The organism is Pseudomonas sp. EggHat1, from assembly GCF_014892995.1.
Taxonomy (GTDB): Bacteria; Pseudomonadota; Gammaproteobacteria; order Pseudomonadales; family Pseudomonadaceae; genus Aquipseudomonas; species Aquipseudomonas chaetocerotis.
The window spans coordinates 745,809-772,797 of the sequence record NZ_JACKQK010000001.1 but is presented as its reverse complement, the minus strand read 5'-3'; the positions used below and the strand labels follow the sequence as shown (position 1 = coordinate 772,797).

The following is a 26,989-nucleotide window of genomic DNA, read 5'->3' as shown; positions in this document are numbered from 1 at the left end:
GATCTCCAGCTTATCGAGGTGATCTGCAGAAAGCACTCAGGATTTCAGAAGGTAAAGTCGACTTTGTAGCGGAGAGAAAAAAGCGGGCCGAAGCCCGCTTTGTGATGGGACAGGGTGAGGCTTACTTCAGCCAGCTTTCCACGCGCTCCGGGTTGGCGGCGATCCAGTCCTTGGCGGCCTGGTCCGGCTTGGCGCCTTCGCGGATGGCCAGCATCACCGCGCCGACTTCTTCACCGCTCCAGGAAATCTTGCTGAGGAAGGCGGCAGCGTCGGCGGCCTTGCCCTTCAGTTCCGGGTTGGCCACGGTATCGACGCGCTCGTCGTCACCAAAGACTTTCTTCGGATCTTCGAGGAAGCGCAGTTTCCACTTGGCGAACATCCAGTGCGGAATCCAGCCGGTGACCACGATCGGCTTCTGCGCCTTCTCGGCGCGGGTCAGGGCGGTGGCCATGGCCGGACCGGAACTCGGCATCAGCTTGATGCTGGCCAGGTTGTATTCCTTGATGGCGTCTTCGGTGCGGCGCATCACGCCGGCACCAGCGTCGATGCCGGTGATCTTGCCGTCGAAGTCCTTGGCGTATTTCTCCAGGTCTTCGATGCTCTTGGCTTGTACGTAGTCCGGCACGATCAGGCCGATCTTGGCGCCGGAGTAATTGGTGCCGAGGATTTCCACCTTGTCCTTGAGTTTCTCGAAGTATTCGCCATGAGTCGCCGGCAGCCAGGCGGAGAGGGTGGCATCGAGGTCGCCACGGGCTACGCCCTGCCACATGATGGCGGGTTCGACCGGCTTCAGTTCGACCGTGTAGCCGAGTTTGCTTTGCAGGATTTCACCGGCGACATGGGTGACGGCAACGCTGTCATCCCAGCCGTTGACGTAGCCGATCTTCAAGGTGGGCTTGTCGGCGGCCAGGGCGCTGCCCATGCCGATGGCCAGGGCGGCAGCGCCGAGGCAGAGGTGCTTGATTACGCGCATGTTTGTTGTGCTCCATCAGTGAGTGGCAGTTGCAAGATCGTTGACTGGCTCGTTCTCATTGCGGGCCTTGCGAATCCGTGTTGCGCAGCAGATTGCCGGTTCGCGGGCAAAGACTCCCCGTCACGGCCAGAAATCAGCCGCTAGTGGTTTACGAGGAGGTTTCCGGGCTCGAACCCTGAGGTTCGAGCCCGAATGAGGTTGTGGCTTGTTACAGCCCCACGTGTTTCTTCACGGCGGCAACGCCGTCCTGACCGTCAAAGGTGGTCACGCCGCTCAGCCACTGATCGAGGATCGCAGGGTTGGCCTTGATCCACTCCTTGGCGACGTTCTGCGGGTTTTCCTTTTCCAGGACCTTTTCCATCAGTTGGCTTTCGATATCGACGGTGAACTGCAGGTTGTTCAGCAGCTTGCCGACGTTCTCGCAGCGCGCCTCGTAATCCGGCGGCACAACGGTGTAAACCTTGGCAGCGCCGTAATCGGGGCCGAACACGTCGTCACCGCCGGACAGGTAGGTGATGTCGTGCTGGGTATTCATCGGGTGCGGCGCCCAGCCGAGGAAGACCACCGGCTCCTTCTTCTTGATGGCGCGCGATACCTGCACCAGCATGCCGGCTTCGCTGGACTCGACCATGCGGAAGTCGCCGAGGTCGAACTGGTTGTTCTTGATCATGCCGTCGATCAGCAGATTGCCGTCGTTACCCGGCTCGATGCCATAGATCTTGCCGCCCAGCTGATCCTTGAACTTGGCGATATCCTGAAAGCTCTTCAGGCCGGCCTCGGCCGCGTAGGTCGGCACGGCCAGGGTGTACTTGGCACCTTCGAGGTTGGCCTTGGGCAGTACCTTGACGCCGTCGTCCTTGAGGAACGGCTCGATCACCGAGTCCATTGATGGCGCCCAGTAGCCGAGGAAGACATCGACCTGGCCGCTCTTGACGCCGGTGAAGGCGATGGGTACCGAAGCCATGATCTTGCGCGGCTGATAGCCCAGACCCTCGACCAGAGTCATGGCCACACCCGTGGTGGCGGCGATGTCGGCCCAGCCAATCTCGGCGAAACGCACCTGCTTGCAGCTCGCCGGCTCTGCGGCCATGGCGCCCTGCATCAGTGCGCAGGACAGCAGGCCGATGGCGGCAGTGGTCTTGATCATTTTCATCTGCGGTTCCCTGTGAAGTGAAAAAATGTTTACTGGCGCTGCAGCTTGCCGCTGAACCAGGCAAAGATGCCGCCGCGGGCGGTCTGCTTGGTGCCGAAGCTTTCAGTGATGCGGTCGAGAATGATCGCCAGCAGCACCACGGCCATGCCGCTTTCGAAGCCTAGCCCGATGTCCAGGCGCTGGATACTCGCCAGCACATCGTTCCCCAGGCCACCGGCGCCGACCATCGAGGCGATGATCACCATCGACAGGGCCATCATGATGGTCTGGTTGACCCCGGCCATGATCGACGGCATGGCGTTGGGCAGTTGTACCTTGAACAACAGCTGGCGGCTGGTGCAGCCGAAGGACTGGCCGGCCTCGACGATTTCCTTGTTCACCTGGCGAATGCCCAGGCTGGTCAGGCGCACCGCCGGCGGCATGGCGAAGATCACCGTGGCGATGATGCCGGGCACGCGGCCGAGGCCAAAGAGCATGGCTGCCGGAATCAGGTAGACGAACGCCGGCATGGTCTGCATGAAGTCGAGGATCGGCCGGATGATGGTCGCCACGCGCTCGCTCTTGGCGGCCCAGATGCCCAGCGGAATACCCAGCAGCAGGCTGATCAGCGTCGAGGAGAAGGTCAGGCCCAGGGTTACCACGGTCTGTTCCCAGAAGCCGGTCATGACGATGAGGATGAAGGCCACTGCGGTGAATACTGCGAAACGTGCGCCGATGCGCCACAGACCGAGGGCAACGAAGATGGCGATCAGCAGCCAGGCCGGCGGCAGCATCAGCAAGGCTTCGATGCCTTCGGAGAAGCCGCTGACCACTTTGCCGATGCTGTCGAAGGCACCGCTGTAGTTGTCCAGCAGGTGCTGGACGACGTCGTTGACCCAGCTACCCAGGTCGAGTTTCTTGTCACTCATGGGATTCCCCCTGCAGTCGGGTCAGCAGACGGCCCTTGCTGATGGCGCCGCAGTAGTGGCCTTGGGCGTCCACTACAGGGATCGGACCTTCGTTATCCACCAGGCGCGTGATGACGTGTTCCAGCGGCATGTCTTCGGGTACCGGTACCACGTGCTTGAGCGCATCCGCCTCGAGTGGCCTGGGTTCGTCACCGTCGACCATCAGGGCGATCTTTTCCAGGCTGATGGAGCCCTGGAAGTTGTTCTGCTCGTCGACGATGAAGGCGTAGTGCTTGTCCAGCGCCTGCAAGTCCTTGCAGATCACTGCCGCATCCGGCGCCTTGCCGTTGTAGACATAGGTCGGCACGCTGTCGGCCTTGAGCTGGCCGGCGGTGAGGTAGCGGCTGGTGTCGACGGTGTCGAAGAAGTTGCGCACGTACTCGTTGGCCGGCTTTTCGATCAGCTCCTGCGGGGTGCCGACCTGGATCAGCTTGCCGCCTTCCATGATGCCGATGCGGGTGCCGATGCGCATGGCTTCTTCGATGTCGTGGGAGACGAAGATGATGGTGCGCCGGTGGGTCTTCTGCAGCTCCAGCAGCACGTCCTGCATCTCACGGCGTTTGAGCGGGTCGAGGGCGGAGAAGGCCTCGTCCATGATGATCATCGACGGGTTCACCGTCAGCGCGCGGGCCAGGCCGACGCGCTGCTGCATGCCGCCGGAGAGCTCGTGCGGGTACTTGTGGGCGAAGGTGTCCAGGCCGACCTGCTTGAGCACTTCCATGGCGCGCTTCTCGCGCTCCTTACGGCCGGTGCCGGCAACTTCCAGACCGAAGGCGGCGTTGTCCAGCACGCTGCGCGAAGGCATCAGGGCGAAGGACTGGAAGACCATGCTCATGTCGCGCCGGCGCAGGTCGATCAGTTGCGATTGCGGCAGCTTGGCCACGTTCTGGCCATCGATGTAGACATCACCGGCGCTGGGTTCGACCAGGCGATTGATCAGACGGATCAGGGTGGACTTGCCAGAGCCGGACAGGCCCATGAGAACGAAAATCTCGCCCTCTTCGACACTGAACGACACATCGCTGACGCCGATCACGGCGCCTTTCTCGGCCAGAATCCTCTCTTTGCTCCAGCCTTCCTTGAGCAGGTCGATGGCTTCTTGTGGGTTGGAGCCGAACACCTTGTACAGGTGTTCGACCACGATCTTTCCAGACTGCATGGGACGTTTCCCCTTCAATCGGCATCCAGTTCACGCTGGCACGGCTGGGCACGCATCGTCGAAGCGTAGATCAGCTGTGTCAGGCCTCTGATACCTGTGTGGGTGTTTGCTGAGTTTCGAGGTTGGCGAACGTTTCGCTGCGGGCGTCGAGTGTGGCGCTCGGGCACGCTGCAGCGCACGCGGCTGGTGGCAAAAACTGCCCGCAGCGTCGTTGCAACCTGTTGATGAGTGACCACTGTCTTGCCGTGCTGCAAACCGCTTTCCAAACCCTCTGGCAGTGTTTCGAAGCCCATTCCCTTGGGGGTTCATGCGTCGTCCTGGCGCATGCGTACATCCGAAATTTCTTGTTGGGCTGGCGCCCTGTCGATGGTGGGCCAGCGCTTGTATGTTCTTCGGTCTGGGGCGGTGGGCCCCAGTCTGCCGTTCCCCTTGGGAGGCGGCAGCGACGTCATCGGCTGACTCAACGATATAGTCTTGGGCTCTGCGCAATTATCGGTTTGCGACCCTGACGTGTTGGGCGACGACATGGCCCGTCACACCCTGTATTTTTCCACGTTTTCGCCGTTTTCCGGGCTCCTGAAAGCACTGCGTGATGCCGTTTCGATTAGCGCTCGATGTAAGCATCGAGAAGCGCTTTCGAGAACGTGCTTTAAAAACCTTAACAGACTTTTTCGTCCCTTGGCCAAGGCTGAAAGCCGCGCCGGTGCTGGTTTTCAGCTCTTCAAGCGAGGCGCAGGCGGCGTAGCGCGGGGGCTGTGGCGATGTTGAAAAAAATTTACAGAGAAGGGTGGTGTAGTGCCGAAAATCGCTGGAAAAGCGAAAGGCGGCGCAATGTGACCAATTGGTCGCGCCTGGTTCAGGTCGCGCGCCTGAGCGTGATTCTCTGCGAGATGAGGGAAGGCCCTTCCGGACTGTGAGGCGACCTTTGCTTTTTGCCATTTTATTGGTTTTTCTCGGCCATTTCGTCGAATTTATCAGTCATTTATTGTCAGTGATACGTCGAGGACCTTGCTGGCAGGGCGACCTTGATAGCGGGTCACGCCTTCCAGCCAGGTCGTAATCATCTGCGGGTTGTCTTCGAACCACTGCTTGGCCACGCGGCGGCGGTTGGTGTTGTCTTCCAGTACGGCACTCATCAACTGGTTTTCTGCGCTGATGGTGAAGGTCATATTGCGGAAAAGCCGAGCCAGGTTGCGACACTGCTCGCTCAACCCGCCGCGTGCCAGCGTGTCGACCTGTGCCGCTCCGTGATTGGCACCGAAATAATCATCGCCACCGGCCAGATAGCTCATCTTCAGACGCTCGTTCATCGGGTGCGGTTCCCAGCCGAGCAAGTCCATATGCCCGGACGTTAAGGAGGTGGGCCGCTCTTCGGGGGGAGAAGCCACACTGGCATGCCGAGAAAAGACTCAGACACTGACGGCCGCCGCGGCGCGATTGGATATGCGTGAGTCGGTTGGGTATCTGGGTGCGCTGGCGAAAGTTGGATCATCGCGAACCCGTTGCAGATTCATCAGGATGCACCTCTCCATGGAGGTCCCGGCGGATGACACGCCGGCGAGCGTTGACCTTTGCTGGTGCAGCGATTCTGGCAGAAGCCCGCGTTTCGCGAGCTTTTGGTGCGACGCTTGCCGGTGTCGATGCCATCAAGCGTGACCGGTTGGTCGATGTTGTTACCGACTGTCCGTTACTGGCAGCCAGAGATGCCGTAGCAGGTCACTCAGGCCGTGCTACCAAAATGCTCAAAGCCTTGTAGAAAGAGGCTTTGAGAGCATTTCGCAAACTCTGAAAACAGGGTCAGGAAGCCCGTCCGGCGCGCCATTCATCAACGCTTCAGTTTTTATTGAACGCTTGATCAATTTAGGCATGACCTTTGCGTAGAGATGCATAGCCACCCGGTTTTCGAACCTGGCCAGGATAAAACAGAGGCCCACTTCAATTGGGCTCATACCGTGCTTAGCGTGAGAGGGTTCCATCAATGTCGCAGTTCAGCCAAGGGGCGCAACCCCAGAACCGTGTCGCCCAGTCCATCGGCTTCCTGCTCCTGGATAACTTCACCCTGATTTCTCTCGCTTCGGCGGTAGAGCCCCTGCGCATGGCCAACCAGCTTTCCGGCAAGGAGCTGTTTCGCTGGCATACCCTGACTCATGATGGCCTGCCGGTCTGCGCCAGCGATGGTTTGAAGATCACTCCGGACGCCACTATGCAAAGCGCCCCGGCGTTGGATGCGGTGATCGTCTGTGGCGGTGTGGATATTCAGCACAGCGTCAAGCGTGAACATGTCAGTTGGCTGCAACTGCAGGCGCGCCAGGGGCGCTTGCTCGGTGCGGTGTGCACCGGCAGCTGGGCGCTGGCCAAGGCTGGTCTGCTCGACGGCTACGATTGCAGCGTGCATTGGGAGTGCCTGGCCTCGATGCAGGAAGCCTTCCCGCGTGCGGCCATCACCACTCGCCTGTTCTCCATCGACCGTAATCGCCACACCTCCTCCGGCGGTACCGCGCCGATGGACATGATGCTGCACCTGATTGGCCAGCAGCATGGTCGCGAACTGGCCGCCGGCATCTCCGAAATGTTCATCTACGAGCGCATCCGCAACGAGCAGGATCACCAGCGTGTGCCGCTCAAGCACATGCTTGGCAGCAATCAGCCGAAGCTGCAGGAAATCGTCGCGCTGATGGAAGCCAACCTGGAGGAGCCGATCGACCTCGACGAGCTGGCCTGTTTCGTCGACATCTCCCGTCGTCAGCTCGAGCGCCTGTTCCAGAAGTACCTGCACTGCTCGCCGTCGCGCTACTACCTGAAGCTGCGCCTGATCCGCGCGCGGCAGCTGCTCAAGCAGACCAGCATGTCGATCATCGAAGTGGCCTCGGTCTGTGGTTTCGTCTCCACCCCGCATTTCTCCAAGTGCTACCGCGAATACTTCGGCATTCCGCCGCGCGATGAACGTGCCGGTCAGCAGGGCAACAACCTGGTGATGCTGTTGCCGATTCCCGAGCATCAGGTCAACTCCAGCGCGGTGCTGGCGCTCAACCGTGCGCAAGGCGAGTCGACCTTCGCTAGCGTGCGGATCTGAGTCGAGCCGCAATGAAAACGGGGCGCCAGCGGCGCCCCGTTTTCATTGTGTCGTTGCTGTAGGGTGGGCTTTAGCCCACCACTCTGTCAGTGGTCCAATTTTAGGTTGACCCCATCCCTGTCTGCTTTTGGTGGGCTAAAGCCCACCCTACGCCAATGGCGCCCGTCCGTAGGGTGCGCCGTGCGCACCGGAAATCAGGCCGGCTTCGGCACCAGCGCCGGCAGCAGATGGCGGCTGATGGCTTCGCGCACGTTGGGCAGCAGGGTGGCGCTGCCGCCGAGCAGTTCTTCCACCAGATGACGCAGGGCCACGGCGCGGTCGGCGCTGAGGCCGCTGACGGCCAGTTCGCAAGCCTGCTCGGGCGTGACGCCTGGTGGAATGCTCAGGCCCAGCGCGATCAGGCGCTCACGGAAGTCTTCCTGGTCGATCAGATCGGCATGCATCATGGTCGTGGCTCCTTGGCTTGGGGCGTCAACGCAGGACGCCTTCTTCGATCAACAGCTTGAAGATAGCCTCCGCGCCGTCTTGTGGCGAGACATCCTTGAGCACCTGGCCGCCACCTCCACTGGCTTTGGCAGTCGCCGCCTTCATCCGTTCGGCGCCAGTTTTGGCCTTGATCACCTTGAGACGTTTGGGCCGTGGTTTGGCTGGCTGCAGGCTGGCCTCGGCCAGTAACGGATCGTCTATCACCGTGACCTCATGCGCTTCGATCTGCCCGCGTCGGGCCGGGCCGAAGGCGCTCTGGCGCGCGACCGGGGCCGCGTTATCGACGCTGGCCACGCACGGCATGCGTACCTTGAGGCGACGCCGCTGACCACGTGGCAGCGCTTGCAGCACCTGGGCCACGCCGTTCTCGACCTTTTCCACTTCGGCCAGGCCGACCACCATCGGCCAGCCCAGGCGCTCGGCCAGCAGGAACGGCAGCATGCCCGAGCCTTCGCCAGTTTCCGCCTGGCTGCCAGTGAGCACCAGCTGGGTTCGGCTGCCTTGCAGGTAATCGACCAGCAGCGGCAGGGCATCGGCGCTTTCGGGCTGTTCCAGTACATCGAGCTGCTCCAGGCCCATGCCCAGGTAGCCGCGCAGGGCTTCGGCCTGTGGGTCGCCAGCATGCAGCAGTTGCAGATTCTGCCCGGCCAGACGCAAGCCCAGTTCCACCGCACGGGCGTCCTGCTCGGCGCGGCGTGGGCGACCGGAGGTGGGGTGGGCGCCGACCGAGACCAGGGCGATGATATTCAGGTCAGTCATTTGGGCAACCTCGAACCGTGGGAGCGGCTGGGCGGCACTCCGCTTTAGCCGCGATATGGCCATACGCGCAATCTGTCGCGGCTGAAGCCCCTCCCACGAGGGCGTATTCGTGAGGATCAGGCAGCATCACGTTTGCCCTCCTGACGCCAGGCGGCGACGCGTGCTATCAGGGCCTGGAGGATCGCCGCCGAATCGCCGATCACCGACAGGTCGGCGCGTTTGATCATGTCGCAGCCAGGGTCCATGTTCACCGCCACCACCTTGTCGCAGGCACCGATGCCCTGTAGGTGCTGGATGGCGCCGGAGATACCCACGGCCAGGTAGACGCGGGCAGTGACCCAGGTACCGGTGGCGCCGACCTGGCGGTTGCGCGGCATGAAGCCGTCGTCCACCGCCACGCGCGAAGCGCCTTCGGTGGCGCCGATGGCGATGGCGGCCTGGTGGAACAGATTCCAGTCTTTCACGCCGTTGCCGCCGGAGAGGATGAACTCGGCTTCGGCCATGGGGATTTGCGCCGGGTCCACGGCCACCGCGCCGAGATCTGCGATGCGCGGCAGGCTGTGGGCGACCTTTTCAGCCAGTTCCAGCGGACGAGCTTCATGGCGGGTTTCGCTGACCGGCTCGGCGCATTCGGCGGCGGCCAGAATCAGCCGTGGCAGCGCGCGCTGGATGTCCTGCTGGCCACTGCCGGCACGGCCGATGGCCTGTTCGCCAGCGACTTGCCAGACGCGCGTGGCCGGACGTTCGCCGAGCTTGGCGGCCAGGCGCCGACCCAGCTCGCCGCCACCGGTGCGACTGTCGGGCAGCAGCCAGTGGCGCGGCGCCAGTTGGCTTTCCACGGCGCTTAGGGCGAGCACGCGGGCTTCCGGTGCATAGCCGTCGAAGGTGTCACCCTGGACGCGCAGCAGGCGGTCGACTCCGGCCGTGTCGAATGCGTTTTCCTTGTCCTCGCCGAACACTACGGCGACCACCGCACCGCTGTCACCGGCCAGCTTGCGGGCCAGGCCGAGCAGGTCCTTGTCATGGCTGGACAGGCGGCCGCCGACCATGTCCGGCACCACGCAGATGTGGAAGGCCGGTTGTTCGATGACATGCAGTGGCAATTGCACCTCGACGCTGGCGCTGCTGCGCTTGCCGGCGGTGCCGTGCTGGGCGCCGCTGCGATCGATCCGCTTGAGCCCGGCCGGGCCGACGAAACCGGCGGCGATAGCGTGCGGGTTCTTGCGGATGATGCCGTTGGGGCCCATCCAGCTGGTTTGGTTCTGACTCTGCATGGCCGCATGCAGCGGGTGCAGGCGGTTGCGGGCGATCCACTCGGCGCGAGGGTCGCGGCGGATGATGTCGCTCATAAGGTGATCTCCTGGGCTGCACGGACAACCCCCTCTCCCCTTGGGAGAGGGTTGGGGTGAGGGTGGGATGGGCGGCTCGGGTTCAGACCCTCACCTCCAGCCCCTCTCCCGGAGGGAGAGGGGAGCGCCAGTTGCTTCATCACTGCACCTCTACCAGTTCACGCTTGGCGAGCGGCTTTTTTGCCGCCACTTCGGTGGCTTCGATCAGCACCTCGGCCACCAGCTCGGCGATGTCCTTGATTTCCGGGCGCGGCGCGACTACGCCTTCGAGCATCGCGGTGCATTGCGGGCAACCGACGGCCACTAGTTCTGCGCCCGTTTCCTTGATGTCGATCATGCGCATGTCGGGGATGCGCTGCTTGCCGGGGATGTCGGTGATCGGTGCGCCGCCACCACCACCGCAGCAGCGCGAGCGAAAGCCCGAACGCTCCATTTCCCTGACCTCGATGCCGATGGCCTTGAGCACGGCGCGCGGTGCCTCGTACTCGCCGTTATAGCGGCCGAGGTAGCAGGGGTCGTGGTAGGTCACGCTGGTGGCCTTGCTCTGGCCGAGATTCAGCGAGCCCTTGCGCAGCAGTTCGTCGATGAAGGTGCTGTGGTGCAGTACCTGATAGTTGCCGCCGAGTGCGCCGTATTCGTTCTTCAGTACGTGGAAGCTGTGCGGGTCGCAGCTGACGATGCGCTTGAAGCGGTACTTGGCCATCGTGGCGATGTTGCGTTTGGCCAGGTGCTGGAAGGTCGCTTCATCACCCAGGCGGCGGGCTATGTCGCCGCTGTCGCGCTCTTCCAGGCCGAGCACGGCGAAGTCGACGGCGGCAGCCTTGAGGATCTTCACGAAAGCACGCAGGGTGCGCTGGTTGCGCATGTCGAAGGCACCATCACCGACCCAGAACAGCACGTCGGTTTCACCCTTGTCGGCGAGCAGTGGTAGGTTCAGGTCGGCCGCCCAGTTCAGGCGCCCGCCGGGGTTGAAACCGCCCGGGTTGTCGGTGGCGATCAGGTTGTCCAGCACCTCGGCGCCCTTGTTCGGGGTCGCCCCCTTCTCGAGGGTCAGATGACGGCGCATATCGACGATGGCATCGACGTGCTCGATCATCATCGGGCATTCCTCGACGCAGGCGCGGCAGGTGGTGCACGACCACAGGGTCTCGGCATCCACCAGCGCCTTGCCGTTGAGGTTCACAATCGGCTGATGCGGGCCCCCGCTGTGTTCGCCCAGTGGTATGCCAGGGTAGGGGCTGCCAGCGAACTTGGCGTCGTTGCCACCGGCGAGGCCGATGACCATGTCCTGAATCAGCTTCTTCGGGTTCAGCGGCTGGCCGGCGGCGAAGGCCGGGCACATGGCTTCGCACTTGCCGCACTGCACACAGGCGTCGAAGCCGAGCAACTGGTTCCAAGTGAAGTCGGTGGGTTTTTCCACGCCCAGCGGGACTTTCGGGTCGTCCAGATCCAGGGCTTTCAGGCCGGTCGAGCGCCCGCCACCGAAACGTTCACTGCGGCGGTGCCAGGCCAGGTGCAGGGCGCCGGCGAAGGCGTGTTTCATCGGTCCGCCCCAGGTCATGCCGAGGAACAACTCCGACACGCCCCAGGCAACGCCGACGGCGAGGATGACGGCCAGGCTCCAGCCACCGAAGTTTTCGGGGAGGATACCGGCCACCGGCAGCGTGGCGATAAAGAAGCTGGCGGCAAACATTAGCAGACTTTTCGGCAAACGCATCCACGGGCCTTTCGACAGGCGCGACGGCGGGTCGAGGCGGCGCTTGGCGACGAACAGGGCACCGACGAACATCAGCACCGTGGCGCCCAGCAGGGCGAAGCCGAGGATGCGGTTATGCAGGCCGAAACCGTGCACGACGATGGCCAGCACCGCCGCCAGAACGAAGCCGCCAGCAGTGGCCACGTGGGTCCTGGACATGTACTTGTCGCGCTCGACCACGTGGTGCAGATCTACCAGGTAGCGGCGCGGCATCTGCAGCAGGCCGCCTATCCAGTCGACCTTCGATGGTCGGCCACGGCGCCACATGAAGAAGCGCTTCAACGCGCCCAGCACAGCGAGGCTGAGCGCAGCGAAGAGCAGAATGGGGAGTAGGGTATTCAACATTCGTTGGTCTCCTTAGGGGGACCTCAAGGCGATCCGGTCAGCCCCCTCTCCCTCTGGGAGAGGGCTGGGGTGAGGGGGATGTCCGGCGACTGGTAATCCAGTCGCGCCAACAATCCCTCACCCCCGGCCCCTCTCCCGGAGGGAGAGGGGAGACAAGCTTAAAAGTCCTTGCACAGGCGCAAGGCGTCGTAGATCGCCGCGTGGGTGTTGCGCTGGGCCACGCAGTCGCCGATGCGAAATAGCAGGTAGCCTTCGCCCGACTCGGATAAACAGGGTTGCGGCTTGATCGCGAACAGTGCTTCGACGTCGATCTGGCCCTTGTTGCGCGAGCCTTCCTTCAGCGCGTAGTACAGCGACTCGTCCGGCCGTACGCCGTTCTCCACCACCACCTGGTCGATCACCCGCTCTTCCTTGGCGCCGGTGTATTCGTTCTCCAGCACGGCCACTAGCTTGTCGCCCTCGCGGTAGACCTTTTCCAGCATCATGTCGCCGGTCATGATCACTTCCTTGGGGTACAGGCTGCGGTAATAGGTCGGGAAGCTGGTGCCGCCGATGGCCACGCCCGGCTTGATGTCGTCGGTGACGATCTCCACCTGCGCACCCTTGTCGGCGAGGAAATCGGCCACCGACATGCCGGTGAATTCGCAGATGGTGTCGTACACCAGCACGTTCTTGCCCGGTGCGACCTTGCCCGCGAGCACATCCCAACTGCTCACCACCAGGCCTTCGGCCGCGCCCCAGTGTTCGTTCTGTTCGAGGAACGGATGACCGCCGTTGGCTAGCACGATGATGTCCGGACGCAGGTCGAGGATGCTCGCTGCGTCGGCGCCTGTGCCCAGACGCAGGTCGATCCCCAAGCGCGCCAGCTCCAGTTGATACCAGCGGGTGATACCGGCGATCTGGTCACGCTGCGGCGCTTTCGACGCCAGGGTGATCTGCCCGCCCAGTTGTTCCTGCTTTTCGAACAGGGTGACATCGTGACCACGCTCGGCGGCCACGCGCGCTGCTTCCATGCCAGCCGGGCCGCCGCCGACGATCACTACCTTGCGTTTGACGCCGGTGGTCTTCTCGATGATGTGCGGCACGCCCATGTATTCGCGGCTGGTCGCGGCGTTCTGAATGCACAACACGTCCAGGCCCTGGTACTGACGGTCGATGCAGTAGTTGGCACCGACGCACTGTTTGATCTGGTCGATCTGGCCCATTTTGATCTTGGCGATCAGGTGCGGGTCGGCGATGTGCGCGCGGGTCATGCCGACCATGTCCACGTAACCACCTTCGAGAATTCGTGTGGCCTGGTTCGGGTCCTTGATGTTCTGCGCGTGCAGCACTGGCACCTTGACCACTTCCTTGATGCCGGCCGCCAGGTGCAGGAAGGGCTCGGGCGGGTAGCTCATGTTCGGAATGACGTTGGCCAGGGTGTTGTGGGTGTCGCAGCCCGAGCCGACGACGCCGATGAAGTCGAGCATGCCGGTGGCATCGTAATAGGCAGCAATCTGCTTCATGTCCTCGTGGGACAGGCCGTCCGGGTGGAATTCGTCGCCGCAGATGCGCATGCCGACGCAGAAGTCGTCACCGACCTCGGCGCGCACTGCCTTCAATACTTCCAGGCCGAACTTCATGCGGCCCTCGAAGGTGCCGCCCCATTCGTCGGTGCGCTTGTTGACGCGCGGCGACCAGAACTGGTCGATCATGTGCTGGTGCACGGCGGACAGCTCGACGCCATCCAGGCCACCTTCCTTGGCGCGGCGCGCGGCCTGGGCGTAGTTGCCGATCACCCGCCAGATCTCCTCGACCTCGATGGTCTTGCAGGTGGCGCGGTGCACCGGCTCGCGGATGCCGGACGGCGACATCAGGGTCGGCCAGTGGAAACCATCCCAGCGCGAGCGGCGGCCCATGTGGGTAATCTGGATCATGATCTTGGCGCCGTGCTTGTGCATGGCGTCGGCGAGATTCTGGAAGTGCGGGATGATGCGGTCGGTGGACAGATTGACCGAACTCCACCACTGCTGCGGGCTGTCGATGGCTACTACCGAGGAGCCGCCGCAGATGGCCAGGCCGATGCCGCCCTTGGCCTTCTCTTCGTAGTACTTGACGTAGCGCTCGGTGGTCATGCCGCCGTCGGTGGCGTAGACCTCGGCGTGCGCGGTGCTGAGCACACGGTTGCGGATGGTCAGCTTGCCGATCTGGATCGGCTGGAACATTGCTTCGAAGGCCATTACGGCATCCTCACGGTAAGCGCTCTAGCGTTGTGGGAGGCGCTGGCCGCCCCCACGGATTTCTTATGGGTGACTCAGAGTGGCCGGGTGACGAACAGGCCGTCGTCGTGGTCGTCTTCGGCGCCGCTGTATTGCTGCACGGTGACCGTGCGGATCGGGCTGCCCTTGGCGGCCAGGATCTGGTCGATGGCACCGGAGAACCAGCCGGTGAACATGTAGTCGACTTTTCGATTGACCTTGCCGTACACGTAGACGAAGGCCGAATGCTTGAGCTTGACCTCGGCATGGCCGGTTTCCAGGTCGAGCTTCTGCGTTTCGAACAGGCCCCAGCCGCGCTGCGACAGACGTTTCATGTAGTGCTCGAACACCGCAGCGCCCGAGATACCGTGGCACTCGGCTTCCTTCTCGCACCAGTGCCAGGCGGACTTGTAGCCGGCCTTGTAGAGGATCTCGGCGTATTTGTCGGCGCCGAGCACTTCCTCGATGCCCATGTGGTTGTTGACGAAGAAATGTCGCGGCACGTAGAGCATCGGCAGGGCGTCTGTGGTCCAGACGCCGGTTTCGTCGTCGACGGCGATAGGCATTTCGGGGGCGTGGGTGGCCATGTGTTTTCAGCTCCAGAATTCGTTGTCTGATCGTTCCCACGCTTTGCGTGGTAACGCCTCATTGGATGCTCTGCGTCCGCTTCTGTGACGCAGAGCGTCACGGGCTGCATTCCCACGCTGAGCGTGGGAATGATCAGAGGGGCAGTTAAAAAGGCTTACTCGCCCCAGACGTCCTTCAATACGCGCACCCAGTTCTCGCCCATGACCTTGCGCACCACGCGCTCGGACATGCCTCGCTTGAGTAGCGTTTCGGTCAGATTGGGGAACTCGCCCACGGTGCGGATGCCCAGCGGGTTGACGATCTTGCCGAAGTTGGTCAGGCGCCGGGCGTAGCCCTTGTCGTGAGTCAGGTACTCGAAGAAGTCCTGGCCGTGGCCCTGAGTGAAGTCGGTGCCGATGCCGATGGCGTCTTCGCCGACCAGGTTCATCACGTACTCGATGGCTTCGGCGTAGTCGTCGATGGTCGAGTCGATGCCCTTGGCCAGGAACGGCGCGAACATGGTCACGCCGACGAAGCCGCCGTGGTTGGCGATGAACTTCAGTTCTTCATCGGACTTGTTGCGTGGGTGTTCTTTCAGGCCGGAAGGCAGGCAGTGGGAGTAGCAGACTGGTTTCTTCGATTCGAGGATGACTTCCTCGCTGGTCTTGGAGCCGACGTGGGACAGGTCGCACATGATGCCGACGCGGTTCATCTCGGCGACGATCTCGCGGCCGAAGCCGGACAGGCCGCCGTCGCGCTCGTAGCAGCCGGTGCCGACCAGGTTCTGGGTGTTGTAGCACAGCTGCACGATGCCCACGCCGAGCTGCTTGAACACCTCGACGTAGCCGATCTGGTCCTCGAAGGCGTGGGCGTTCTGGAAACCGTAGAGGATGCCGGTCTTGCCCTGCTCTTTGGCCTTGCGGATGTCGGCGGTGGTGCGCACCGGCATGACCAGGTCGCTGTTGTCGCGAATCAGATTGTTGCTGGCAACGATGTTGTTCACCGTGGCCTGGAAACCTTCCCACACGGACACCGTGCAGTTGGCTGCGGTCAAGCCGCCCTTGCGCATGTCCTCGAACAGGTCGCGATTCCACTTGGCGATGATCAGACCGTCGATGACGATGCTGTCGGCGTGCAATTCGGCTGGGCTCATCAGGCTTGTCCCCTAAACGTATGCGCCGAGTCGGTCGTCGGCGCTTTGGGGAGAGCTTATCCCTGGGGGGCAGGGCGACCCGGTGCAAAAACGACTGGGGGTTTGCCGAAAGCGTCAAGCCGAGGTCGCGAACGGATATGTCATCGTTTCGCCTATTGCGCGTAGCCCGGATGCAAGCCGGGGAATCTGTGGCGCCTGGCCCCGGATTGCATCCGGGCTAGGGTTGGCGTAGCAGGCCGTTGAAAAACGTAGGCGACGACTGCATGGATGCAGGAGGTAGAGCGAAGCAGGAAGCCCGAGCCGAGGCAGCCAGTGCAATACCGATGGTGGCCCCACAAAAACAGGCGAAAAACGGTCGGAGTCGCGCTCGACTTTACGAGTTGTAAATGAGCATTTGACCGGGCTGGCGTTCCAGCCTGTTTTTAACGCAGCAATGGCAACGCAGGTAGTTTTTCAACAGCCTGCTAGCTGCCTGGTCGCTCGTGGCGATCCTGGCTGGGGCTGGCGGCGAAGCGCTTGCGGTAACAACGCGAGAAGTACGAGGCTGAATCGAAGCCGCAGGCCAGGCTCACCTCCAGCACGCTGAGATCGCTCTGGCGCAATAGCTGGCGCGCCTTGTCCAGGCGCAGGCCCAGATAGAAGGCCGACGGCGTGGTCTCCAGATGATGACGGAACAGGCGCTCCAACTGACGCACGGTGATGCCGACCCGCTCGGCCAGCGTTTCGCTGGGCAGAGGCTGCTCGCACTGACGCTCCATCTCGCCTATTACCCGCACCAGCTTCTTGTTGTGCAGGTCGTAACGGCTGGCCACCTGCATGCGCTGGTGATCCAGGCGGGTGCGGATGCGGCTGACCACAAACTGCTCGGACACCTGCACCGCCAACGGCTCGCCGTGTTCCTGGCCGATCAGGCCGAGCATCAGGTCGAGGCTGCTGGTGCCACCGGCGCTGGTGATGCGTTTGCCATCGATCTCGAACAGCTCCTGGGTGACCAGCAACGCCGGGTAGCGCTCACGGAAGGCGTCGATGGCTTCCCAGTGCAGGGTCAGACGCTGATGCTGGAACAGCCCGGCCTCGGCCAGCACGAAGCTGCCGGTGTCGATACCGCCGAGCACGGCCAACTCGGGTTCGCGGCGTTGCAGCCAATGCGCCAGAGTGTGGTCGTAATGGGCCAGCGGCTCGAAACCGGCGACAACGAACAGTGCTCGACTTTCCCCTGGCAGTTCCAGGCTGTCGTCGACGTTGAGCGACATGCCGTTGCTGGCCTGCACGGCATTGCCGTCCTGGCTGAGCAGGCGCCAGCGATACAGCTCGCCGCGAAAGCGATTGGCCACGCGCAGCGGCTCGATGGCGGACATCAGGCCCATCATCGAAAAGCCGGGCAGCAGCAGGAAGCAGAAGGTCTGGGGCATACAGCTCATGGCGCCGGTATCGGAGGTGGCAGGTAGCCCGGATGCAATCCGGGGTCGGACTCCCGGATTGCATCCGGGCTACGGGCATGTCGAAAGATTAATGGGCCAGCATGGCTTTCATACAAGCAGAAAGTCGGTATAGGTCAATGAATAGTCGCTCAAGTGTGAGTTTGGCGTTAAGTCGAAGCGTAAGGTGCATTCATCGGGAGACGAGATTCCCCGAGCACGGTGGGGGTTCTGTCCGCTGGCAGGCCTCTAGAAAAACGAAATAGAACCGCTGTGACACGATGAGGAGCACCCAGATGAAAGGTCTTACCGCGCTGGCCGCGTGCTGCACCCTGAGCCTGTTCAGTACCTCCCTGCTGGCCGACGACGCCAGTTGCAAGAACGTTCGCATCGGCGCCGTCGGCTGGACCGACGTGGTCGCCACCACTGCCGTCGCCAGCGAGCTGCTGCACGGCCTCGGCTACGAAACCAAGCAGACCCAGGCGTCGCAACAGATCATCTTTGCCGGTATCCAGAAAGGGCAGATCGACGCCTTCCTCGGTTACTGGAAGCCGATCATGGACGACAACATCAAGCCCTTCCTCGATGCCGGTGCGGTCAAGGTCGCGGCAGAGCCGTCGCTGGATGACGCCGTGGCCGTGCTCGCCGTGCCCAGCTACACCGCTGACAAGGGGCTCAAGACCCTGGCCGACATTGCCAAATTCAAGGACGAGCTGGACGGCAAGATCTACGGCATCGAGGCCGGCTCCGGCGCCAATACGGCGATCCAGAAGATGATCGACTCCAACCAGTTCGGCCTGGGCGGCTTCAAATTGGTGGAGTCCAGCGAGGCTGGCATGCTCGCCGCCGTCGGCCGCGCTGCGCGTAACGAGAAACCGGTGGTGTTCTTCGGCTGGAAACCGCACCCGATGAACCTGTCGATGCAGATCACCTATCTGACCGGTACCGAAGACGTGTTCGGCCCCAATGACGGTGCCGCCACGGTGTCCACCGTTACCGCGCCGGATTACGCCGAACGCTGCCCCAACGCCAACCGGCTGCTGACCAGCCTGCGCTTCACCAGTGCGCAGGAAGCCGAGCTGATGCAGCCGATCATGGATCGCAAGCAGCCTGCACAGGTAGCGCGTGACTGGATCAAGGCCAATCCGCAGGTGGTCGAGGCCTGGCTCGAGGGCGTCACCACGTTGGACGGCAAACCCGCCAACGCCGCGCTGGTTGCCGGCAACTGATACCTGGGCGCCGGGTGAGCCGGCGCCGATTCCCCTTACTTGCAAAACGCCTGCGGCCCTGCCGTCGGCACTCGTTCGCCCCTGGAAAGGACAGTCGAAAATGAACTACGAGGTTATCGTCACCTGCGCGGTGACCGGCGCTGGCGACACCGTCGGCAAGCACCCGGCGATCCCGGTCACCCCCAAGGAGATCGCTGCCGCCGCCATCGAGGCGGCCAAGGCCGGCGCCACCGTCGCCCATTGCCATGTGCGCGACCCGCAGACCGGCAAGCCAAGCCGCGACGTGGCGCTGTACCGCGAATTGGTCGAGCGCATCCGCGAAAGCGACACCGACGTGATCATCAACCTCACCGCTGGCATGGGCGGTGATCTGGAGATCGGCCGGGGCGAGCAGCCGCTGGAGTTCGGTGCCGGTACCGATCTGGTCGGGCCGATCACCCGCCTGGCGCATGTCGAGGAGTTGCTACCGGAAATCTGCACCCTGGACTGCGGCACCCTGAATTTCGGCGACGGCGACTTCATCTACGTCTCCACCCCGGCGCAACTGCGTGCCGGCGCCAAGCGCATCACAGAACTGGGCGTGAAGGCCGAGCTGGAAATCTTCGACACCGGCCACCTGTGGTTCGCCAAGCAGATGATCAAGGAAGGGCTGCTGGACGACCCGCTGATCCAGCTGTGCCTGGGCATTCCCTGGGGCGCGCCGGCCGACACCACGACCATGAAGGCCATGGCCGACAACCTGCCGCCGGGCATCACCTGGGCCGGCTTTGGCATCGGCCGCATGCAGATGCCCATGGTCGCCCAGGCCATGCTGCTCGGCGGCCACGTGCGGGTAGGGCTGGAGGACAACATCTGGCTGGACCGTGGCGTGCATGCGAGCAACGGCCAACTGGTCGAGCGCGCCATCGAGATCATCGAACGCCTCGGCGGACGTGCCCTGAGCCCGGCCGAAGGGCGCGAGAAGATGAAGCTCAAGCGTCGCGGCTAGAGCGCAACGTCGCCCGGCCCGTCCCACAGGTTTGCGCTGCTCTTGTGGGAGGGGCTTTAGCCGCGACAGCCCGGATGCAATCCGGGGAAATTTCACCTGCCACCCCCGGATTGCATCCGGGCTACACCCGCAAGGAACCCACCATGACCTTCGTCACCGACATCAAGACCTTCGCCGCCCTTGGCACCGGCGTCATCGGCGCCGGCTGGATCGCCCGCGCCCTGGCCCATGGCCTCGACGTGATCGCCTGGGACCCGGCGCCTGGCGCCGAGGCTGCGCTGCGCACGCGTCTGGCCAACGCCTGGCCGGCGCTGGAAAAGCAGGGCCTGGCACCTGGCGCTTCGCTGAATCGTCTGCGTTTCGTCGATAGCATCGAAGACTGCGTGCGCGATGCCGACTTCATCCAGGAAAGCGCGCCCGAACGCCTCGACCTCAAGTGCGAGCTGCACGCGAAGATCAGCGCTGCGGCGCGTCCGGATGTACTGATCGGTTCCAGCACCTCGGGTCTGCTGCCCAGTGAGTTCTATGCAGACGCCGCACATCCTGAGCGCTGCGTGGTCGGTCATCCCTTCAACCCGGTTTATCTGCTGCCGTTGGTGGAAGTGGTGGGCGGTGCGAAGACGGCGCCCGAGGCAGTGCAGGCAGCGATCGGCGTGTACGAGTCGCTGGGTATGCGCCCGCTGCACGTGCGCAAGGAAGTCCCAGGATTTATCGCCGACCGTCTGCTCGAAGCGCTATGGCGCGAGGCGCTGCACCTGGTCAACGACGGGGTGGCCACTACCGGCGAAATCGACGACGCGATCCGCTTCGGTGCCGGCCTGCGCTGGTCGTTCATGGGCAGCTTTCTGACCTACACCCTGGCTGGTGGCCCGGCCGGCATGCGCCACTTCATGGCTCAGTTCGGCCCGGCGCTGAAGCTGCCCTGGACCTATCTGGAGGCGCCGGAACTGACCGAGGGGTTGATCGATGCCGTGGTCGAAGGCACCGCCGAGCAGCAAGGCGAACGCAGCCTGGATGCGCTGGAGCGCTATCGCGATGATTGCCTGCTGGCGGTGCTGGAGGCGATCCGCCAGACCAAGGCCAGGCATGGCTTCGAGTTCGCCGAGTAAACCGAGTCATTCCCGGTGCGCACGGCGCACCCTACGGCCAACCGTCTGTCTGGCGCCCCTCTCCCGCTTGCGGGAGAGGGGCTGGGGGAGAGGGGCACTTCAGGAGTCGCATGCATGCCAGTCAAGCCGATGACCAGCTACCAAACCACTATCTCCCGCGACTGGGTCGACTACAACGGCCACCTGCGCGATGCCTTCTATCTGCTGATCTTCAGCCACGCCACCGATGCGCTAATGGACGTGCTGGGCCTCGACGAAGCGGGTCGCGCCCGCACCGGGCACACCCTGTACACCCTGGAGTGCCATCTCAACTTCCTGGCGGAGGTGAAGGAGGGCGAAGAGGTCGAGGTGCGCACGCAACTGCTGGCGCACGACGCCAAGCGCTTGCATATCCACCATGGCCTTTATCGGCCGGGCGAAGACGCCAGCCTGGCGGAAAGCGAACAGATGCTGATGAATATCGACAGTGCCGTTGGCCGTGCGGCGCTGTTCGACGAACAGGTGGCCGAGCGGGTGGCGCACCTGGCTGCCGAACAGCAGAACCTGCAACGCCCTGCCTGTGTCGGGCGTGTTATCGGCCTGCGCCGGGCTTCGTAGAAGGGGCCAATTCCCGCGGGACCAGCCCTACTTCGGCTTATACGCGCAATAGCCCGGCCGTGGGCCGACCTTGGGGTGGTGACGGCAGGTGTCCGGGCGCTTCTCGTAGACCGTGCACAGGCGCGTCTTGCGGTCGAGGAACAGGCAGTCGTTGTTGGACATGCGGATCAGGGTGAAGATGCCCGACTTCTGGTTGAAGCGCTCGACGATGCCGTCCTTCTGCAAGCGCTTGGCGATATTCTTCGGCGGCTCGCTGCGCTCGAACTCGTCCACCAGCTCCAGGCGGATCAGGTCGTTCAGGCGCACCTCAACGGGCATGGTGCAGCAGGTGGACATGCAGCTGTGGCACATGTCGCTGGTGTATTTGGCCCAGGTTTCCAGGCGGTCGATTTCTGCAGCGGCTATCAGGCGGGGCTTCATCATGATGCTCGGGTAGGCCTGTCTTGTGCGGCGGACTGTTCGCTTCGCTCCCGAGTCCGCCCTACGGTCACGGGGGCGGCGATAATAGCGGGCGCGGGGCGTTTGTGAAGCACCGGCTGGCGGCTGATCGTTTTCCGTTGTGCCTGTGAACAGCTTGGCAGTCGTCTCTATGGGTGTGGGTCGGCGCGACTCCTATACTGTGGCTCGTCTCGGGCGGCCTGCTAGGAACGCGAGGCGACCTCTTTCTCAGGGTTGGGACATAACGCATGCAATGGATCTTCATGCTGGTCGGTTTGGTGCTCGGTGTGGGCGCCAGCGAATCGGTCACGGGTGCGCTTCTGGGCGGGTTGATCGGCCTCAGTCTGGGTCAGGCGCTGCGTCTGCAGGGGCTGGAGACGCGTAACGCGCAACTGGCTGCGCAGCTCAAGGACTTCGCCGAACGCTTCGATAGTGGAACTCGCGCCATCCACGAGCGCCTGGTCAGGGTCGAGCAGGGAGAGCGCAGCGAGCCGGAACCGGCCTCCGTCGAACCCGTCTCCAGCCCAGTGCCCGAGCCGGGCGCTGCCGAAGAATCGCAGCCCGAACTGGACTGGACACTTGATCCGCTGCCTGAAATCGAAACATCGCAGCCTGTCGCAGAACCTGCGCCACTGGCCGCTCAGGTCGCTCACCAGCCCCAACCGGCACCGCAACAAAGCCCCTGGCGCGAGCAACCGCCGCGCGAGCCGAATCTGATTGAGCGTGGTATCGCTGCCGCCAAGGCCTGGCTGTTTGGCGGTAACACCGTACTGCGGGTTGGCGTGGTGCTGCTGTTCCTTGGTCTGGCCTTCCTCCTGCGTTACGCCACCGAAGGTGTCGAGGTGCCGGTAGAGCTGCGCTACATGGGCGTTGCGGCCAGTGCACTGGCGTTGCTCGGCCTGGGTTGGTGGTTGCGCCGACGCAATCGCAATTACGCCTTGGTGCTGCAGGGCACCGGCATCGCTGTGCTGTATCTGACGGTATTCGCTGCCATGCGCCTGCATCCGCTGTTGGACCCAGGCATGGCCCTCGGCCTGCTGGTGGCGGTGACGCTGTTCTCGGCCATCCTTGCCGTGCAGCAGAACGCGCTTGGCCTGGCAGCTGCTGCGGCGCTGGGCGGCTTCGCTGCGCCAATCCTCACTTCCACCGGTAGCGGCAATCATGTCGCGCTGTTTTCCTACTTCGCCCTGCTCAATGCCGGCATCTTCGCCATCGCCTGGTTCAAGGCCTGGCGCCTGCTCAACCTGATCGGCTTCGTCGGCACCTTCGGCATCGGTTTCGCGTGGGGGCTGCGTTCCTACACGCCGGAACTGCTGGGCAGCACTCAGCCATTTTTGATCCTGTTCTTCCTGATGTACGTGGCCATCGGCCTGTTATTCGCCCGCCGCACCCTGCGCGATGCAGCGGATGCGCCTGAGGCGCGTGACGAATTGCTGCGCTGGTCCCTGCGCCGTGGCGACTACGTCGATGCCACCACGTTGTTCGGTCCGCCGCTGATCGGCTTCGGTCTGCAAGTCGCATTGGTGCGACATATCGAGTTCGCTGCGGCCTTCAGCGCCCTGGGTCTGGGCCTGTTCTATCTATTACTGGCACGGGTGCTCAAGGCGCGTGCTGGCGACCGCGCACTGTTGCTGGTGGAAACCTGCCTGGCGCTCGGCGTGGTGTTCGCCAGCCTGGCCATTCCGCTCGGCCTGGATGCGCGCTGGACGGCAGCGGCCTGGGCCGTGGAAGGCGCCGGCATCTTCTGGTTGGGCCTGCGTCAGGGGCGGCCGCTGGCGCGTGCGTTCGCGCTGTTGCTGCAGGTGGGCGCGGCGTTGGCGTTCGTCAGCGGTCTGGACCATGGTTACGGCAGCTTGCTCGACGGCTCGCCGTTGGGCGCGCTGATGCTCGGTGCGGCGCTGCTCTTCAGCTACTGGCAATTTCGCTCGATGCCCGAAGCGGCCAGCGTCTGGGAAAATCGCCTGCTGCCCTGGTTGGGCCTGGCCGGGTTGGCATTCATCTATCTGATTGCGCCACTGCTGTTCGCTGCGCCGGGTACGGCCATCGCCTGGGCGCTGGCCGGGCTGGCGACCCTGTTCGTCGGCCTGCGTATCGCCGCGCCAAGCTTCGTCTACAGCGCCTTCGCCATCCAGTTGCTCGGCGGCTTGCTGTTCCTCGGGCAGATGGCGCTGGATTCGCTGTTCGGGCGTGGTGGTTTCAGCACCGGTTGGTTCGGCCTGCTGGCGGCGTCGATGGTCGGTCTGGGGCTGATCGCCGGCATGCTGCTGGCGGCACGTGATCCGCAGATCCGCGAGAACCGTCGCCTGCTCGGCGTATTGTCGATGGTCATGCTGGTTGGGCTGGTGTTCATCAATCTGGCGGTGCTGTTCGTGCTGCCCTGGGTGGCGGCTGCGGCAGTGTGGGGCGGGACGGGGTTGCTGATTCTGTGGCTGGCGCTCTACCTGCGGCAGCGCGCGGCTTTCCTGTTCAGCCTGGCGCTGCAGGTCTTCGCCGGTCTGGCCTTCCTCGCGGCCGGGCCGTTACTGCTGTCGGGCATCAGTGGCGAAGGCCTGTCGCCGCTGGCGCACACCGGTTTCTGGACGCCCGCCGTGCTTGGCCTGGCTGCACAGATTGGCGCCTGGCGCCTGCACGGTCTGGCGCACAGCGGGCGGGACACCGGCCTCGATGGGGTCAGTCTGCAGCGTCTGGGCCAGTTGCTGCTGGCCTGGGGCGCCGCCTGGTGGGCCTTGGCTCTGGCCAGTGAAGTGATGCGCTTCGTGACTGTAGATATGCAGACCAGCGTGTTGCTGGTAGTGGCAGCGCTGTCGGCTCTGATCTGGATGCTGCTGGCGTTGCGCACCCGCTGGAGCGAGTTGGCCACGCTGTGCAGCCTGCTGGCGCCGGTGGCAGGGTTGATCCTGATCCATGCCTGGCATTCCTTCTACCATCCAGCCGCGCACTTCGGCTGGGTGGGCTGGGCTGCCGTGATCGCAGTGCACCTGCTTGTCCTGCGCCGGTTGCACGAGCTGCTGCCATCCACGGCGGCCAGCGTCGCCCATGTGCTCGGTTGCTGGCTGCTGCTCGGCGTGCTGGCGCTGGAGCTGCGTTATCTGCTGCTGAGCCTGTCCGATCACTACAACGCCTGGCGTTGGCTGGGTTGGGCGCTGCTGCCGACCGCCTATCTGTGGGCGATGGCGCAGGCACGCCGCCTGCCCTGGCCGGTGGCCAGCTTCGAGCGCGAGTACCGGCTGTGGGCGGCGGCGCCTCTGGCCGCATTGATGCTCGCCTGGTTCTGGCTGGCCAACGCCAATAGCGCCGGAGATAGTGATCCGCTGCCGTATCTGCCGCTGTTCAACCCACTGGAGTTGGGTTTGCTGCTGTGTCTGGGCGCGCTGTTCGTTTGGGCGCGCGATGCCCTGCCGCGCTTCGGCCTGGCGCCGGTGCGGGCGCTGCCGCTGGTGCAGGGCGTGGCAGGTGTTTCGCTGTTCGCCCTGCTGACGGTGATGGTGATGCGTACCGCGCACCACTGGGGTGGCGTGCCCTGGCAGACGTCGGCACTGTTCGACTCGATGCTGGTGCAGGCTGGCTGGTCCATCGTCTGGACGCTGATCGCCCTGGCGCTGATGCTGTTCGGCCATTTGCGCGCGCGTCGTGAACTGTGGCTGGTCGGCGCCGCACTGATCGCCCTGGTAGTGGCCAAGTTGTTCTTCGTCGAGCTGGGCAACCGTGGCGGCCTGGAGCGCATCGTCTCGTTCATCGGCGTCGGTGTGCTGCTGTTGGTGGTGGGCTATTTCGCCCCGCTACCGCCGCGCAAGGCGCAAGAGTCGGCTGCTGACGAACAGGAGTCTGCCGTATGAAGCTCGTTCGTTGGTGTCTGCTCCTGGGGGTGTCGCTGAGTGCGCTCAGCCAGGCCAGTGAGAAACCTCATGACTATCGGCATGGCGCTGCCCTGCAACTAGCCGGCGAGGAGCCCTGGTATCGCCTTGAGCTGCCCTTCGCCGCTCACCTCGCCGCCGGGCATGGCGATTTGCGTGATCTGCGCGTATTCGACAGCAATGGCCAGATGCAGGCCTATGCGCTGATTCCGGGGCGCAGCGAGAGCGTGCAGCACGAACAGGAGCATGGCGTAAACGGGTTCCCGTTGAGGGGCCGCGTCGATGCCCAGGAGATGCCCGCGCTACGCGTCGAACGCAGCACCACTGGCACGCTGATCGAGCTGCGCGGCGAGGCGCCGGCCGAAAGCGAGCAGCAACTGCGGGGCTGGTTGCTCGACGCCAGCGCCATCGACGCGCCGCTGGTGCGTCTGAGCCTGGACTGGAGCGGAGCCGAAGACGGCTTTCAGCGTTTCAGCATCGAAGCCAGTGATGACCTGCAGCACTGGCGCAGTTGGGGGGAAGGGCAGGTGGCGCGCCTGAGCTTCGCCGACGAGCGCATCGATCAGCGCCAGGTCGAACTGCCCGGCCAGCGTGCCCGTTATCTGCGCCTGCTGTGGCGCAGCCCTGCCCAGGCCCCGCAACTGCAGGCCGTTACCCTGCGCAGTCAGCGCCAGGCTCATCAGGCGGCGCCTCTGGTGTGGTCCGAGCCCATGGCGGCGCAGGCCAACGCTGACGGGCATTACCAATGGCAGCTGCCCTTGTCGTTGCCTCTGGAGCGACTGCGGGTCGAACTGGAACAGAGCAACACGCTGGCGCCACTGCGTTTCGAGGCGCGCAGCAGTGATCAGGGCGCCTGGCGTCAGCTGGTCAACGGGGTTCTCTATCGCCTGCCCGAGGCTGGGCGCGAAGTGGTGAACGATGAGTTGACGCTGCCCGGTTGGCCGGTGCGACAGCTGCGTATGCAGGTGGATGCGCGTGGCGGCGGCCTGGGCGTGGATGTGCCACGCATGCAGGTCGCAGTGCGCGCGACGCAACTGGTATTTCTCGCCCGTGGCGAGCCGCCTTATCGGCTGGCGCTGGGTAACCCGAATGCACAGTCGGCAGCATTGCCGCTGCACACATTGATCCCCGGCTATCAGGCGGAAAGACTCGCCAATCTTGGTCGTGCCGAATTGGCTGAGCCGCTTGCCGCTTCGGTCGAATCCCAAGCCGGCTCCAGTCAGGACTGGCAGCGTTGGGGACTCTGGGCTGTACTGCTGGTGGGAGTTGGGTTGCTGGCCGCGATGGCCGCCAGTGTGCTGCGTCGCCCGCCAGACGCCTGAGCGGCATGGACCAACAAGCGGCAGGGCTTTTGCAGTATCTTAGTCACCCCGCGCCAATCCAGCATGGAAGGTCAGGA

General features: G+C 63.7%; 21 protein-coding genes. 7 read left to right on the top strand and 14 right to left on the bottom strand.

The genetic code is table 11. The annotated features are described in order from the left end of the window. Nucleotides 1–121 precede the first annotated feature (121 nt). The 5 genes from INS93_RS03520 to INS93_RS03500 form a co-directional block, all read right to left on the bottom strand. Nucleotides 122–973, bottom strand: a complete 852-nt coding sequence (locus INS93_RS03520; protein WP_160019053.1) for a glycine betaine ABC transporter substrate-binding protein — start codon at nt 971–973, stop codon at nt 122–124. Between the two features lie 208 nt (nt 974–1,181). Then, nucleotides 1,182–2,126: a choline ABC transporter substrate-binding protein gene (locus INS93_RS03515; protein WP_074855226.1), complete on the bottom strand. Its 945-nt coding sequence runs from the start codon at nt 2,124–2,126 to the stop codon at nt 1,182–1,184. 29 nt (nt 2,127–2,155) lie between these two features. Continuing rightward, a complete protein-coding gene (locus INS93_RS03510) occupies nt 2,156–3,034 on the bottom strand; it encodes an ABC transporter permease (RefSeq protein ID WP_100547501.1) in 879 nt (292 codons plus the stop codon). After that, nucleotides 3,027–4,232, bottom strand: a complete 1,206-nt coding sequence (locus INS93_RS03505; protein WP_100547500.1) for a quaternary amine ABC transporter ATP-binding protein — start codon at nt 4,230–4,232, stop codon at nt 3,027–3,029. The genes INS93_RS03510 and INS93_RS03505 overlap by 8 nt, the downstream gene beginning before the upstream one ends. Nucleotides 4,233–5,206: 974 nt before the next feature. Further along, complete coding sequence (locus tag INS93_RS03500; RefSeq protein WP_226945282.1) at nt 5,207–5,572, bottom strand: glycine betaine ABC transporter substrate-binding protein; 366 nt, start codon at nt 5,570–5,572, stop codon at nt 5,207–5,209. A 638-nt stretch (nt 5,573–6,210) separates the two neighbouring features. Here INS93_RS03500 and INS93_RS03495 point away from each other — a divergent pair. Continuing rightward, the gene (locus INS93_RS03495) at nt 6,211–7,305 is read left to right on the top strand and encodes a GlxA family transcriptional regulator (protein WP_100547499.1); all 1,095 of its coding nucleotides are present in this window, start codon (nt 6,211–6,213) and stop codon (nt 7,303–7,305) included. A 194-nt stretch (nt 7,306–7,499) separates the two neighbouring features. On the opposite strand, the gene INS93_RS03490 is transcribed toward INS93_RS03495, so the two are convergent. The 8 genes from INS93_RS03490 to INS93_RS03455 form a co-directional block, all read right to left on the bottom strand. Then, nucleotides 7,500–7,751, bottom strand: a complete 252-nt coding sequence (locus tag INS93_RS03490) for a hypothetical protein (protein ID WP_160019056.1) — start codon at nt 7,749–7,751, stop codon at nt 7,500–7,502. A 25-nt stretch (nt 7,752–7,776) separates the two neighbouring features. Then, the gene (locus INS93_RS03485) at nt 7,777–8,550 is read right to left on the bottom strand and encodes an electron transfer flavoprotein subunit beta (RefSeq protein WP_192980313.1); all 774 of its coding nucleotides are present in this window, start codon (nt 8,548–8,550) and stop codon (nt 7,777–7,779) included. 116 nt (nt 8,551–8,666) lie between these two features. Next, nucleotides 8,667–9,899 carry an electron transfer flavoprotein subunit alpha/FixB family protein gene (locus tag INS93_RS03480; protein WP_192980312.1) on the bottom strand — a complete coding sequence of 411 codons (1,233 nt, stop codon included), beginning with the start codon at nt 9,897–9,899 and terminating at the stop codon, nt 8,667–8,669. Nucleotides 9,900–10,038: 139 nt separating this feature from the next. Beyond that, nucleotides 10,039–12,000: a dimethylglycine demethylation protein DgcB gene (gene dgcB, locus INS93_RS03475; protein ID WP_192980311.1), complete on the bottom strand. Its 1,962-nt coding sequence runs from the start codon at nt 11,998–12,000 to the stop codon at nt 10,039–10,041. Between the two features lie 158 nt (nt 12,001–12,158). After that, nucleotides 12,159–14,219 (bottom strand): dimethylglycine demethylation protein DgcA, encoded by a 2,061-nt coding sequence (dgcA, locus tag INS93_RS03470; RefSeq protein ID WP_100547494.1) that lies wholly within the window; start codon nt 14,217–14,219, stop codon nt 12,159–12,161. A gap of 74 nt (nt 14,220–14,293) precedes the next feature. Next, the gene (locus INS93_RS03465; protein ID WP_192980310.1) at nt 14,294–14,824 is read right to left on the bottom strand and encodes a DUF5943 domain-containing protein; all 531 of its coding nucleotides are present in this window, start codon (nt 14,822–14,824) and stop codon (nt 14,294–14,296) included. Nucleotides 14,825–14,979: 155 nt separating this feature from the next. After that, nucleotides 14,980–15,957, bottom strand: a complete 978-nt coding sequence (locus INS93_RS03460) for a dipeptidase (protein WP_192980309.1) — start codon at nt 15,955–15,957, stop codon at nt 14,980–14,982. Nucleotides 15,958–16,421: 464 nt separating this feature from the next. Next, nucleotides 16,422–17,369, bottom strand: a complete 948-nt coding sequence (locus tag INS93_RS03455; RefSeq protein WP_192980426.1) for a GlxA family transcriptional regulator — start codon at nt 17,367–17,369, stop codon at nt 16,422–16,424. Nucleotides 17,370–17,671: 302 nt separating this feature from the next. Here INS93_RS03455 and choX point away from each other — a divergent pair, with 302 nt between their 5' ends. The 4 genes from choX to INS93_RS03435 all read left to right on the top strand — a co-directional run bounded on the left by choX (nt 17,672) and on the right by INS93_RS03435 (nt 21,298). Continuing rightward, nucleotides 17,672–18,604 (top strand): choline ABC transporter substrate-binding protein, encoded by a 933-nt coding sequence (gene choX, locus INS93_RS03450; protein ID WP_192980308.1) that lies wholly within the window; start codon nt 17,672–17,674, stop codon nt 18,602–18,604. A 100-nt stretch (nt 18,605–18,704) separates the two neighbouring features. Next, entirely contained in the window at nt 18,705–19,592 is an 888-nt protein-coding gene (locus INS93_RS03445) for a 3-keto-5-aminohexanoate cleavage protein (RefSeq protein ID WP_192980307.1), read from the top strand. Between the two features lie 143 nt (nt 19,593–19,735). Then, complete coding sequence (locus INS93_RS03440; protein ID WP_192980306.1) at nt 19,736–20,701, top strand: L-carnitine dehydrogenase; 966 nt, start codon at nt 19,736–19,738, stop codon at nt 20,699–20,701. A gap of 114 nt (nt 20,702–20,815) precedes the next feature. Then, nucleotides 20,816–21,298 carry a thioesterase family protein gene (locus INS93_RS03435; RefSeq protein ID WP_192980305.1) on the top strand — a complete coding sequence of 161 codons (483 nt, stop codon included), beginning with the start codon at nt 20,816–20,818 and terminating at the stop codon, nt 21,296–21,298. Between the two features lie 27 nt (nt 21,299–21,325). Here the strand turns inward: INS93_RS03435 and INS93_RS03430 are convergent, their stop codons facing one another. Further along, nucleotides 21,326–21,721: a YkgJ family cysteine cluster protein gene (locus tag INS93_RS03430; protein ID WP_192980304.1), complete on the bottom strand. Its 396-nt coding sequence runs from the start codon at nt 21,719–21,721 to the stop codon at nt 21,326–21,328. A 263-nt stretch (nt 21,722–21,984) separates the two neighbouring features. Here INS93_RS03430 and INS93_RS03425 point away from each other — a divergent pair, with 263 nt between their 5' ends. Beyond that, entirely contained in the window at nt 21,985–25,572 is a 3,588-nt protein-coding gene (locus INS93_RS03425) for a DUF2339 domain-containing protein (RefSeq protein WP_192980303.1), read from the top strand. Next, complete coding sequence (locus INS93_RS03420) at nt 25,569–26,912, top strand: DUF3999 domain-containing protein (RefSeq protein WP_192980302.1); 1,344 nt, start codon at nt 25,569–25,571, stop codon at nt 26,910–26,912. Before INS93_RS03425 ends, INS93_RS03420 begins: the two co-directional genes overlap by 4 nt. Nucleotides 26,913–26,989: the final 77 nt, after the last annotated feature.